This is a genomic window from Leucobacter komagatae, assembly GCF_000834055.1.
GTDB classification, from domain to species: Bacteria; Actinomycetota; Actinomycetes; order Actinomycetales; family Microbacteriaceae; genus Leucobacter; species Leucobacter komagatae_A.
Genome location: NZ_JXSQ01000005.1, coordinates 148,676 through 161,213 on the forward strand (window position 1 = coordinate 148,676; position 12,538 = coordinate 161,213).

Sequence of the window (12,538 nt, forward strand, 5' to 3'; positions counted from 1 at the left end):
TCTCCTTCAGCCTTCGGTTCGTTCGCCAGAGAGCAGCAGATACAGGCAGGCCATGCGCACGGACACACCGTTTGCGACCTGTTCGAGCACGGTCGAGCGCGGTGAGTCGGCTGCGCCAGATGAGATCTCGAGCCCGCGATTCATGGGCCCGGGGTGCATCACAATCGCGCGCTCCGACAGCGTCTGGAGTCGCCGGTCGTCGAACCCCCAGTTGCGGGCGTACTCCCGCTCGTTCGGGAAGAACGCGGCGTGCATCCGCTCCGTCTGGATGCGAAGCATCATCACCACGTCAGGGTTCTCGACGCGCAGGGCCTCGTCGAGCGAGTGGTAGATGGAAACCGGCCAGTCGCGCACCCCGAACGGGAGCAGCGTTTCCGGGGCGACGAGGCTCACCTGTGCGCCGAGCGCGATGAGCAGCCAGAGGTTCGAGCGAGCCACCCGCGAGTGGGCGATATCGCCGATAATCACCACTGAGACGCCGTCGAGTCCCTTGCCACGGCTCGCAGCGCCGTGCAGTCTGCGGCGCATCGTAAACGCGTCGAGCAGTGCCTGGGTCGGGTGCTCGTGCATGCCGTCGCCTGCGTTGAGCACGCCGGCTTCGATCCACCCGCTTGACGCGAGGCGCGAAGCGGCGCCGCTCGCAGGGTGCCTGATGATGACGCCGTCGGCGCCGATCGCCTGCAACGTTTGCGCGGTGTCTTTGAGCGATTCGCCCTTCGATACCGAGCTGCCCTTCGCACTGAAGTTAATGACGTCGGCCGAGAGCCGCTTGGCCGCGGCTTCGAAGGAGATGCGGGTGCGCGTCGAGTCTTCAAAGAAGAGGTTCACAACGGACTTGCCGCGCAGCGTCGGGAGCTTCTTCATCTCGCGCTGCTGCGTCGCTGCCATGTCCTCGGCGGTGTCAAGGATGAGCAGCGCGTCGTCGCGGCTGAGTGTGCGCGTGTCGAGGAGATGCCTCATGCTGTCTCCTCCGCACCGCTCGAATCAGCACCGCTCGAATCAGCACTAATCGTCACCGAATCCTCGCCGTCGTGCTCAACGAGCTTCACGGAGATTCGCTCGTCGCGCGAGCTCGGAAGGTTCTTGCCGATGTAGTCGGCGCGGATCGGCAGCTCGCGGTGGCCGCGGTCGATGAGCGCAGCAAGGCGCACTGCCTTTGGCCGGCCGTGATCGCCGAGCGCGTCGAGCGCGGCCCGAACGGTGCGGCCTGAGTAGAGCACGTCATCGACGAGCACGACCGTCACGCCGTCGACGCTTCCCGGGATTTCCGTCGGGTGCGGCGTCCGTGTTGGGTGGTGCGCGAGGTCATCGCGGTACATCGTCACGTCGAGGCTTCCGACGGGAACGTCGACTCCCTCAATCCGGGAGATGTTCTCCGCGATGCGGCGGGCGAGCATCGATCCACGTGTCGGGATACCGACGAGGTAGAGATCGCGAACGCCCTTATTCGCCTCAATTATTTCATGCGAGATTCGGGTCAAGGCCCGCGAAATCTCGGCTCCGTCAAGAACCATTCGCGTGGACATTCACCGCCCCCCTTCCGCGCCTCACTGGACGCCTTTAAAGAAAAGCTGTAGCTGCGCCAGTCTAGCGCACCGCGCGCCGCGCCCGCTCACGCGGCGCGCGGCGCAAGGCGCACGGGCTAGGACTGTGCGTGTTCGGCGATCTTTCCGAGCACGCCGTTCACGAATCGGCTGGAGTCGTCTGTCGAGTACTCCTTCGCGAGACCGACTGCCTCGTTGATCGCGACGGGCGCTGGCACTTCAGGGTTGTGCAGCATTTCCCAGGAGGCGATCCTGAGGATCGCCCTGTCGACGTTCGGCATGCGGTCGATCGTCCATCCCTGCGCGTAGCTCGAGATGAGATCGTCGATCTCCGCGCGGTGATCGGTGACGCCGTCAACGATCTCACGCGCGTACAGCCAGGAGGCGACCCTGTCGGGTTCGCCCGCGGCCCGCGACGCTTCGCCAGCAACAATCTCCATGACCGGAACGTCGAGGACGTCGGCCTGGAACAACATATCTAGGGCGCGCTTGCGCGCCTTCGTCCGAGCAGACACGCCTAGTCGTTGACGCGGCCGAGGTAGTCACCCGAGCGGGTGTCAACCTTGACGCGAGTACCTGCGTCGAGGAACAGCGGAACCTGGATCTCTGCACCGGTCTCGACCGTTGCAGGCTTGGTGCCGCCGGTCGAGCGGTCGCCCTGCAGGCCTGGCTCCGTGTAGGTGATCTCAAGCACGACCGAGGCCGGGAGCTCGAGGTACAGCGGGTCGCCCTCGTGCAGGCCGATCTGGACCTGCTGGTTCTCGAGCATGTACTTGTGTGCGTCGCCAACGACCGCTGGGGTGACGGTGATCTGGTCGTAGTCGGTCATGTCCATGAAGACGAAGTCAACGCCATCCTGGTAGAGGTACTGGAAGTCGCGGCGATCGACCGTTGCGGTCTCGATCTTGGTGCCGGCGTTGTACGTCTTGTCGATGATCTTGCCCGAAACGACATTCTTCTGCTTCGTGCGGACGAACGCGCCGCCCTTGCCCGGCTTCACGTGCTGGAATTCGAGGACGCTCCAGAGCTGGCCCGCCTCCTTGATAACCGTGCCATTCTTGATGTCGTTCGAGGTTGCCATGCGGTGATCTCCAAAAGCTGAGTGAAAAGTTCATGCGCCGTGCGCGCCGATCCATCCTACACCTTGAGGGGCGTGCGCTCACGCGAAAAGCGCTGCGGATTCGCCTCGGCGGCTTGCACGCCAGCTACAAAGAATGTGTCTGCGCATTGCAGGTCTTCTAAGATCGTTCGCATGCACATGCTCCCCCGCACTCTCTGGCATCAGTGGTTCGTTGGGTCGCGCGGCCCCAAGCTCGGCTTCTCTGATATTTCGCGTTCAGAGTTCCGGGTATGGCCGACCGATCTCGACATACTCCGCCACATGAACAACGGCAAGTACCTGTCCATAATGGACGTTGGCCGGTTCGACCTCATCCAACGCAACGGCGTATTCGACCTGTTCAAGCAGAACAACTGGTACCCGGTGGTTGTGAACCAAACAATCTCATACCGGAAGTCGTTGAACCCCTGGATGAAGTTCACGCTTGAGTCGCGCATCCTCGGCGTCGACGAGCAGGCGGTCTACATGGAGCAGCGCTTCGTGCGCCCTGCGCCCGCGAGCTCGGGCATTGCCGGCGAGCCTGAGATCTATGCCCGCGCGATCGTCCGCGCCCGCATCCTGCGTCGCGCTGGCGGCGTGGTCGCGATGTCGGAAATCATCGAGAAGAGCGGTGTGGATCCCGAAACGCTGCACGTCCCAGCGGAGTACCTCGAGTGGGGCGAGACAACGAAGCTGCCGTCGACGCGCACCGACACACCGAGCGTCTGGGAGCAGACCCCGGGCGTCGCACACCAGCACTAGCGCACAGGTGGGTCGTAGCGAGGAAGTGTCGCAGCTAGGAAGTGTCGTAGCGAGGAAGTAGCGTAGTCACATGGAAGCGCGAATTTGGCCCGGGCTCATTGCCGTGCTCTTTGGCAGCCTGTTCCTCTTCGTGATCATTGTGCCGCTCATTGCGGCGAACTACCGCAGGTTTGGCAGGCTCTCACCCTGGCGCATCGTCACGTGGTCTGCGTTCACGGTCTACGCGTTCGCCCTGCTCACGTACACGATGCTGCCGCTGCCCGAGCCGGGAAGCTACGCCTGCGTTTCGCCTCGGCTCACCCCCGGCGCATCGGTAGCCGACATCGCGGAGTTCGACACCTCGTCCGCGCGGGCGCTCATCACCAACCCGGCTGTGCTGCAGCTCGCCTTCAACGTGCTGTTGTTCATGCCGCTTGGGTTCTTCACCAGGCTGCTGTGGGGCCGCGGTGTACTGGCGACGACACTCATCGGGTTCGGCATCTCGCTTTTCATTGAGACGTCCCAGCTCACAGGCCTGTGGGGTATCTACGACTGCGCCTACCGACTGTTCGACGTTGACGACATCATCGTGAACACGAGCGGCGCGCTCATCGGCGCGCTCCTCGCAATGCTGCTCAGGCTGCGCCCCGTCGCACCGCGCGGCGAGCTCGGACCGCGCACTGTGACCTTCGGGCGGAGGCTCCTCGGGATGTTTGGCGACCTCGTCACTGTCGGCTTCGTGGCGGTGGTAGCCGAGGTCGCACGCAACCTGTTCCGCGTGAGCGTGCTCGGGCACGACCCTGCGGTGGTGGCAGAATCGCCATCCGCTGTCTTCGGATGGGCCGTGGCGCTCGCCCTCCAGCTCGCGCTCGTGATCGTGACAGGGCGAACCATCGGCGACCTCATCGTCAACGTCCGCTACGCGCCGGGTGCCATCCCCGCGGCCTTTGCTCGCCCGCTCCGGTTCCTTGGCGGCATCGGCGGCTACCAACTCCTGTCGGCTCCGCAGCTTGCGGACGCTGGCTTCGGATGGCTCCCCGGCCTCTTTGCGGTCGTGCTCATCGTCTGGGTGATCGCGACGCCCGACCGCTCGGGGCTCGCGGGGAGAGCCTCCGGCCAGCTCGTCGTCGACGCGTTCCGCCAGGAGCGCTCCCCACGGGAGCAGATGACTAACTGATCGGCGGTCGGGCACCGAGGTGGGGGCCCTGATTGCCGACCTCGCGCGAGTTCACGCGCACGCTCCGTTCGGTTGCGTCGAAGAGCTCGCGCGCCGCAAAGCGGCCTCCGCCGAGCGTTCCGTGCACCCAGGTGAAGCTGCTGCGATCGACCAGTGGCTCGCCAGCCGCGACGAGCATGAGCTGCAGCATGAGTATCTCGGGAAGGCTCGGGTGCGGGCCGTGAGTGTGACTCAGACCAACAAGCGGCGGGGTCGGGCCGGCGGGGATCAGCCGCAGCGTCCACTTCGCCTCGCCGTCTGTCACCGCCGCGACACCGCGCGGCACCGCGTCGAGCGCGGCGAACTCGGCAAGAACCTCGGGCGCCAGTACGAGCGGCGCTGCCAGCGAAAACGGGCTTGCTGGCTGCCGCGCAGCAGCACGGAAGAGCGCCGTCCACCGCTCGGCACCAAGGCCGTGTGGCGCCGGCACAGCCACGAGGCTCGTGTCTGCCATGAGCGCGCGCGACAGGGTTACCCGGTCTGAGCCGTTCTCCCAGAAGCTCTCCGGGTCGGGGAGCGTGAGAGCGGACCACGCTGCGACACTCCGAGCAGCCGCGAACGAACGCTCGAAGCGGTCGGCTTCTTGTCCGGCGACACCGGCGAAGGCTGCGCGGCCGAACTCCCCCTCGCGCGCCGCGCGCGCCGCGTCGTCAAGCAGGCGGTCGATGCTCGGAGCAGCGGGGGCTGCCCCACTGGCTCGCTGCGCGCGCTCCAGGGCCTCGTCGATGTCCGCCGCGAGCTCAGCGAAGAGCATTCGGCCGAGATCCGGGTGTTCGCCAGCAGTTGGTGCCATGGTGGTTCCTCCAACTTCGAGCCTATCGGGCCGCGCCGGTCACTCGGTAAGGCCCGCCCCTGTGACGAGCCGTTGCAGCACGCGAGGCAACTCAGCCGCGGCATCGAGCCTGATCCCGTCCGGTGCGAACCTCGCCGCGAGGTCGTCCGTGCGGATCCCGATACCCAGCACCGTCGCGCCGGCCGAGCGCAGCGCTGCGAGTTCCGCTGCGGCAGCCGGCGCATCATTCGTTCCGCCGTCGCTCACGAGGATCACCACTCTGCGACGCGCAACACCGCCGCTTGGGGCGTGCGGGAACCGAGTGCTGGCCCTTGCAGCTGCACGTTCTGGGTCTACGCCAGACCCGCTGCTCCGGCCGACTCCCAATTCGCGCGCCGCAGCACGCAGCGCCGCAGCGTCGTTCGTCGATCCCTGCGGGGAATGGATCGCAGCGTCAAGCATTCGCCTCGCCTGGTCGTCGAGCGCGCCAGCGAGTGGCTTCACGACGTGCGCAGCCGAGTCGAACACGATGAGCGCGGTGCGCAGGCTCAGCTCGAGGTCGATGCCGAGGGCGCGCTCCTCGGCCGCAATGTCGCGTTCAACGCCTGCGAGCGCCTCGAGCAGGATGAGCGCGGCCGTCGCGGCGGCCTGCGCTGGAGCGCCCTGCATGGAGGCGGAGCGGTCGATGAGCAGCACGTAGTCCGTGCTCCCCTCCCGCCGGCTCTTCCGAGGTCGCCGCTGCCTCGTGAGAAACGCCCGCGGGCGCTCCACCCCGGCGGTGACCTCCGCGACGGTGCGCACGAGCGAGCGCCGATCGAGCATCTCACCGTCGGCTTCGGGGAGCCGGGAGAACGTTCGCTCCTCGCGCACCCGCTCAGAGACGATCTGCCGCCACACGTCGCGCACCTGGTCGATGCTCGCCGCGTGTTCGCGCACCCGCTCACGGTAGCTCTCAAGCGCCGTCGCCCCCGCGCTGCCGACGCCGAGCGCGCCTGGGTCGCGCGACGCATCCTGATTGTCATCGGGATCGGGGCTGGCAACCGCGTCCGGCAGGTCGAGGCCGGCAACCCAGGCGCCGGAGGCAGGCAGCGGCGTCGCCAGCACGGTCTGCACGAAGCCGGCCTGTTCGGCTGCGAAGAGGTCGGCTCCCTCAGCGCTTTCTCGCTTGTCGCCTGCGCGGGCTGGTTCGGTGTCGCCGTCGCTTGTCGCTTCGCCGCCGTCGCCGGCGCTCCCTGGATCGTCGCTCGCGTCGGCGCCGCCCGCGTCGAAGCCGGCGTCGTCCCGATTGTCACGGTCGCTCTGATCACCTTCGCGCTGATCACCTTCGCGCTGCAACCCGCGCTCACTGGCGTCGAGCGCGAGCAGACGGTCGAATGGCGGGGCGAGCAGCCCGTATGCTCGCTCGAAGCGCCGCATCGGAGACCGTTTCGGATCCGCAGAGAGCGACAGCAGCAGCGCACGGGCCCCTCCAGCTCCGGCGCCGCTTGCCGACAGGTCACCACTGCCCAGACCAACACTGCCCAGCCCGCCGCTGCTCAGACCACCGCTACCCAGCCCGTCAAGTGCTGCGAGTTCCCGCTGCACCTCCGGGGCGAGCGAGGTGAGGTATCCCGGTGTGGCCGTCTGACCAGCAGCCCAACGCAGCGCGGCAGTGTCGAGCACCGCGACCACCCACTGGAGGTGCCGCGGCAGCTCGCCCGGCGCCGAGATCGCCCGCGTGGTCTGTCCGCGCAACACCCGTGAGAGCGGAAGCCTCAGACTCGGCATCGCTGCGAGTAGCTCCGCGGCCGCGAGCAGCCGGTCGATGGCAGCGAGCAACGGCTCAGTCTCGGGGCGCGAGCGGCCAAGGGCGATCCTGCGGTGCCGACGAGCCGTGGCGAGCCGGACCTCGCGCACGGACTCCCACAGCAGCAGCATGACGCTCGCGACGGCATCGTCTGAGGAGTACCCCTCGTCTGCGACGCGCTGCAAGCCGACATGGGCAACACCGTCGCGCACCCACCAATCGGCTCCCTCGTGCAGCTCAACAGGCACCCCAACGATGGCGGCCGCAGCGGAAATCGCCCCGCGCACCTCTGCCTCGCCACGCGCGTATTCCATACTCACCACACTACCGAGTGATAGCGTGGCAGGATGCTCCCGTTCGACGCCATCCCCGTGCTCTCGGAGGCCGCGGAAGTGAGCCGGGAGCTGGCCAGAACCAGGCGCGTAGCGCGCGCGACCGGTTCACCCAGCGCCGCGCTCGCCGCAGACGCACAGCTCGCCCTCGAGGTGCGGCTGTCCGCGCTCACCGAGGATCCAGAGAACGCCGAGGTCATCGCCCGCGCTCTCACCGAGCGCGCAATTGTGCTTCGAACCGCGGTCGAATCATGGCGCCTCACGCGCGCCCAGCGATCATTAGAGGCGGAGGCTGCCGCTGTAGCGACCGAGGCAGCGCGAGCCGGACGTTCCCTCATCCAGGCTGAGGAGTTGCTCGTCGGGACGCTTCGCGCCCGAGCGGAGCGGCTGGGTGAGGCGCAGACCGCGCTGCACGAGGAACGCGTACTCACCGAGGCCAGGCGGGACGGCGTGCTCGCCGCGCTCTCATCGCTTCGGCTGCGCGAGGCAAGGGAGCAGTTGCGCAACGGGCTGCTCCTCACCGGGCAGATGCGGGAGATCATCGCCGAGTCGCTGCCAGCGCTGACCCGCGGCGAGCCGCTGCTGTTGCTCGGGGAGACGGGCGGCGCGAAGACAGCGCTCGCCGAGTATCTTTCGCGATACATGCTCGGCAACGAACCGGAGCTCGTCTCGGGCTACGGCGACATCTCCAGCTCCCAGCTCATCGGAAGCCACGAGCTGCGTTCGGAGCACGGCGCGACCGTCAGCGTCTTCGTGCCAGGCCCCCTACTGCGCGCCATGTCCGAGGGCCGACCCGTCATTCTCGACGAGGTGAATGCGATGCCGGCCGAATTTCTCAAGCGCCTCAACCGCATCCTCCAGTTGCGCCCTGGCGACACGTTCGCCGTACAGGAGAACAGCGGCATCGGCGTCACGATTGAGCAGGGCTTCGCGATCCTCGCCACCGCGAACGAGCAGACACCACACCGCTATCGCGGCATCGACAGGATGAGCGCTGAGCTCGTGAACCGGTTTGGGGCGAACAGCTATCGCGTGCACTACCCAGACGCTGGCACCGATTACACCGACGTTCCTCGGGAGAACGCGCTGCTTGCGGCCGCCGCAATCGCAGACCCGTCGGGCAATGTGCCGCTCACGACGGAGGAGCTCGAGCGGGTGGCACGCGCTGCGTTCATCAGCCAGCAGGTTTTCGCCGGTTCGCACGGGGAAGGGTTCACCCAGTTCGTGTCAACCGAACGAGAGATCGACGGGCGACCCGGGCTGGAGGAGTCCGTGCTTGCGCCGCGCACGCTCGTCGCCATCGTGCAGAAGGTGGCCGGAAGCGGCGGGCAGGTTTCACTCGACCACGCGCTCGAGCGCTTCGTCGAGGGCGTCATGCACGCTGAGGACCGCCAGGTGCTCACCCTCATTCTGCGCTCACAGGGCTTCCTCACCAGCACTAGGCACTAGGCACTAGGCACTAGGCACTAGGCACTAGGCACTAGGCACTAGGCACTAGGCACTAGGCACTAGGCACTAGGCACTAGGCACTAGGCGCTAACCGTAGTACTCGCTCGCACCGTCGAGGATCGGCCGATCAATCGTCAGCCCGGTGGTCGGCGGCTCGACGGTCCCCTCACCATTCGACGCCTCAGTCGCCGTCGCGGGGTGCGGGATGCTCCACGTCCCTGCACGCGGGTGGGGCCGGCCCTCGGATTGAGGTTCTCGCCGCTCTGCGCCCTCCAGCTCGGGGCCGTGCGGCGACCCGCCCTGTGCCGCCGCGTCCTCTACAACTCTCGTGTTTGTGATCATCACCACTCCTGTCGCCAAGTGCCGCCATGGTACCCGCTCCCCCTGCGTGGCCACCAAGGCAGTCCCGAATGCGCGACCCCGATGCGCCCGTCCGCCAACGGACGCAACTTCAAGCGCGCTACCACCGACGCGCGACCGCCCGACACCGCAGCCAGCGCGCCCCACGGCAAGTTGCCTCCCACAGCAAGTTGCTCCCAACGGCATACCGCCCAAATGTGCAAGCCGCACAGTTGCTCAATGAAGCAGGTCACTATGCACACGCACGACTTCGGTCAACGGCCGTAACCTAAGAGCGATCTCACTCACCCCCTAGGCAAGGATGCTCATGGCCAGCAGCTCGCACGGCGACGACTTCGCCCTCACCAGAGTCCCTCAAAGCTCTCGCAAACACTGGTTCGGAATCGCAGTGCAGCGCTTCGGCCAAGTCTCCGCGCTCTCGCAGTTCCTGCTCGGAGCCACCCTCGGTTACGCGATGACCTTCGGCGACGCAGTGCTCGCGTTCCTCTTTGGCTCGATCATTCTCGAGATCGTCATCGTCTTCGTTGGCCTGATCGGCCAGCGCGAGGGCCTCAACACCTCCCTGCTCGCCCGCTGGACAGGCTTCGGTGAGGTCGGTGCAGCCCTTGTCGGCCTTGCCATCGGCATCAGCCTCATTGGGTGGTTCGGCATTCAGTCAGCGATCTCGGCGCAGTCACTGGACAACCTCATGCCAGGCGTCTTCCCGGTCTGGGTGTGGAGCTTGCTCTTCGGTCTCGCCGTCACGGCTATTGTCGCCTTCGGGTTCAAGGGAATGCAGCTACTGGCAAACGTGACGGTGCCGCTCTTCCTCATCCTCGTCGGCTGGTCGGTCATTAGCGAGCTGTCGCGCCACGACATCGGGGAACTCATGACCGGGCCGCCCCCAGGCCCCAGCATGAGTGTCTGGGCGGGAACCGGCATCGTCGCAGGCGGCCTGATCGTTGGAGCGATCATCTCCGCTGACATGACGCGTTTCAACCGCTCGGGCGCAGACGTCGTCAAGCAGACGGTCGTCGGCGTCACCCTCGGCGAATTCGTCATCGGTCTCTCCGGCGTGCTGCTCGCTCACGCAACCGCGAGCGGCGACATCGTCGCCATCATCACCTCGTCTGTCGGCTTCGTCGGCCTCCTCATCGTGATCACCGGCACGCTCAAGATCAACGACTGGAACCTGTACTCGTCGACGCTCGGCCTCGTGAACTTCATCTCGACTGCCTTCGGCAAGAACCTCAACCGCGTCACAACGACGATTGTTCTCGGCGTGGTCGGCTCGATCCTCGCAGCAGCCGGCATCCTCGGTCAGCTCACTGGCTTCCTGATACTCCTCTCCGTCGCGTTCCCGCCGATCGCTGGCATCATGGTTGCGGAGTATTTCATCGTGAAGCGTTGGCGCGCAGAGCTCGAGGAGTCCCGCGCACTGGGCCAGCTTCCCAAGACGGCGCCCCGTATCGTGCCTGCGACGATCGTTATCTGGCTCGTCTCGTCGGTCGCCGGCTACTTCATCACCTGGGGCATTCCGGCAGTCTTCTCACTGGTTATTTCAATGGTGCTGTATATCGTTGCCGGCAAGCTCGGCTGGGTCCGCCCGGTCGGTTCCGTAGCGACCCGCCAGCCGGTCGCGGCCGAATAGACCGCACCTCAGCACGCTCCCCAGGACACGCACACCCCTCTCGAAAGAAAGCGAACACCACATGCATATTGGGATCGACGTCGGCGGTACCAACACCGACGCTGTACTCATGAGCGGCAATCAGACGCTCGTTGGCATCAAGCACTCCACCACGCCTGACGTCACACTGGGGATTGTCAACGCGATCGCAGGGCTGCGCGAGAAGCACGACTTCGTTGGCTCTGACATCACCGCGGTGATGATTGGTACGACGCACTTCATCAACGCACTCGTACAGGCAAAGCGCCTCGCACCGACGGCAGCGCTGCGCCTCGGCCTCCCCGCAACACAGGCGCTTCCGCCGCTCGTTGATTGGCCGGAGGAACTCAAGGGCGCAATTGAAGCCCGCAGCTATCTCGCGCATGGCGGGTACGAGTTCGACGGCCGCCCCATTAGCCCGCTCGACCCGGAGGAACTGCGCGCACACGCTGCCGACATGCGCGCGCACGGGATCCGGTCCGTCGCGGTGTCATCAGTGTTTAGCCCCGTGAACCACGACCTCGAGGTCGAGGCTGCACGGATCATCGGTGAGGTGCTTGGCGCGGACGTTGCGATCTCGCTCTCGCACGAGATCGGGCGCATCGGATTGCTAGAGCGCGAAAACGCTACGGTGATCAATGCGGCTCTGCGCGAGCTCGCCTCCGAGATCGTCGACGGCCTCACCGCCGCCGTTCGCGCGGAGGGCATCGAGGCCCCCATCTTCCTCAGCCAGAACGACGGCACGCTCATGGACGAGGACTACGTCCGCCGCTACCCCGTTGCAACCTTCGCGTCGGGCCCGACGAACTCTATGCGTGGCGCGGCGCTCACCAGCGGCCTCGAAACCTGCGCCGTCATCGACGTTGGCGGCACCACCGCCGATGTTGGGCTCCTCATCAACGGCTTCCCTCGCGAGACGGCCAACGAGGTGAAGGTCGCGGGCGTGCGCACGAATTTCCGCATGCCTGACGTCCTGTCTCTCGGCATCGGCGGCGGCAGCATCGTGAACACCGAAACCGGTGAGGTCGGCCCGGAATCCGTCGGCTACAACCTCGGCACCGAGGCGCTCGTCTTCGGCGGCAGCACGCTCACCGCGACGGACGTCGCCGTCGCGGCTGGCCGCGCAGCCATCGGCGATGCATCAAAGGTTGCGCATCTCGATCCAGCTTTCGTGCAGCGTGTTCTCGACAGGATTGCGGAGCGCGTCGCGGAGGCTGTGGATCGGATGCGCACCTCTCCAGAGCCCATCCCCGTGGTTGCCGTTGGAGGCGGATCGATCCTCCTGCCCGAGGTGCTCCCGATCTTTGGCGCGGTTTCCAAGCCGGAAAACTACGCCGTCGCAAACGCGATCGGCGCATCGATCGCGCAGGTTGGTGGCGAGATCGACAAGGTGTACTCGATCGCCCCTGGTGAGCGCGAACAGACCATCAACGATGTCCGTGCCGAGGCAGTGGAAAAGGCGGTAGCAGCCGGCGCGAAGCCAGACACTGTCACCATCATCGATTTCGATGAGGTGCCGATCCCCTACCTCCCCGGCAACGCCACCCGCATCCGGGTGAAGGCAGTCGGCGATCTCAACATGGAGGCGTAA

At 66.2% G+C, this 12,538-nt stretch carries 12 protein-coding genes; 5 read left to right on the plus strand and 7 right to left on the minus strand.

What is annotated here, in order from left to right; all coding sequences use genetic code 11:
- Positions 1-6 precede the first annotated feature (6 nt).
- The 4 genes from SD72_RS05925 to efp all read right to left on the minus strand — a co-directional run bounded on the left by SD72_RS05925 (position 7) and on the right by efp (position 2,625).
- Positions 7-960, minus strand: coding sequence for an aspartate carbamoyltransferase catalytic subunit (locus SD72_RS05925; protein ID WP_042543507.1), 954 nt, complete (start codon positions 958-960; stop codon positions 7-9).
- Positions 957-1,526, minus strand: a complete 570-nt coding sequence (gene pyrR, locus SD72_RS05930) for a bifunctional pyr operon transcriptional regulator/uracil phosphoribosyltransferase PyrR (protein WP_042543508.1) — start codon at positions 1,524-1,526, stop codon at positions 957-959. The genes SD72_RS05925 and pyrR overlap by 4 nt, the downstream gene beginning before the upstream one ends.
- Before the next feature lie 116 nt (positions 1,527-1,642).
- Complete coding sequence (nusB, locus tag SD72_RS05935) at positions 1,643-2,059, minus strand: transcription antitermination factor NusB (protein WP_042543509.1); 417 nt, start codon at positions 2,057-2,059, stop codon at positions 1,643-1,645.
- Between the two features lie 2 nt (positions 2,060-2,061).
- Positions 2,062-2,625, minus strand: coding sequence for an elongation factor P (gene efp / locus SD72_RS05940; RefSeq protein WP_042543510.1), 564 nt, complete (start codon positions 2,623-2,625; stop codon positions 2,062-2,064).
- Positions 2,626-2,796: 171 nt separating this feature from the next.
- Between efp and SD72_RS05945 the strand changes: the two genes are divergently transcribed.
- Both SD72_RS05945 and SD72_RS05950 read left to right on the plus strand, forming a co-directional pair.
- On the plus strand, positions 2,797-3,405 hold the full coding sequence (locus tag SD72_RS05945) for an acyl-CoA thioesterase (RefSeq protein ID WP_042543511.1): 609 nt from the start codon (positions 2,797-2,799) through the stop codon (positions 3,403-3,405).
- A 70-nt stretch (positions 3,406-3,475) separates the two neighbouring features.
- Complete coding sequence (locus tag SD72_RS05950) at positions 3,476-4,561, plus strand: VanZ family protein (RefSeq protein ID WP_042543512.1); 1,086 nt, start codon at positions 3,476-3,478, stop codon at positions 4,559-4,561.
- On the opposite strand, the gene SD72_RS05955 is transcribed toward SD72_RS05950, so the two are convergent.
- Both SD72_RS05955 and SD72_RS05960 read right to left on the minus strand, forming a co-directional pair.
- Complete coding sequence (locus SD72_RS05955) at positions 4,554-5,393, minus strand: hypothetical protein (protein WP_042543513.1); 840 nt, start codon at positions 5,391-5,393, stop codon at positions 4,554-4,556. The genes SD72_RS05950 and SD72_RS05955 overlap by 8 nt on opposite strands.
- Positions 5,394-5,432: 39 nt before the next feature.
- Entirely contained in the window at positions 5,433-7,472 is a 2,040-nt protein-coding gene (locus SD72_RS05960) for a VWA domain-containing protein (protein ID WP_042543514.1), read from the minus strand.
- 33 nt (positions 7,473-7,505) lie between these two features.
- Between SD72_RS05960 and SD72_RS05965 the strand changes: the two genes are divergently transcribed.
- Positions 7,506-8,939 carry an AAA family ATPase gene (locus SD72_RS05965; RefSeq protein ID WP_042543515.1) on the plus strand — a complete coding sequence of 478 codons (1,434 nt, stop codon included), beginning with the start codon at positions 7,506-7,508 and terminating at the stop codon, positions 8,937-8,939.
- 87 nt (positions 8,940-9,026) lie between these two features.
- Here the strand turns inward: SD72_RS05965 and SD72_RS05970 are convergent, their stop codons facing one another.
- The gene (locus tag SD72_RS05970) at positions 9,027-9,281 is read right to left on the minus strand and encodes a hypothetical protein (RefSeq protein WP_042543516.1); all 255 of its coding nucleotides are present in this window, start codon (positions 9,279-9,281) and stop codon (positions 9,027-9,029) included.
- Between the two features lie 325 nt (positions 9,282-9,606).
- On the opposite strand from SD72_RS05970, the gene SD72_RS05975 reads away from it, so the two are divergent.
- Entirely contained in the window at positions 9,607-10,929 is a 1,323-nt protein-coding gene (locus SD72_RS05975; RefSeq protein WP_042543517.1) for a purine-cytosine permease family protein, read from the plus strand.
- 61 nt (positions 10,930-10,990) lie between these two features.
- The gene (locus SD72_RS05980) at positions 10,991-12,538 is read left to right on the plus strand and encodes a hydantoinase/oxoprolinase N-terminal domain-containing protein (RefSeq protein WP_042543518.1); all 1,548 of its coding nucleotides are present in this window, start codon (positions 10,991-10,993) and stop codon (positions 12,536-12,538) included.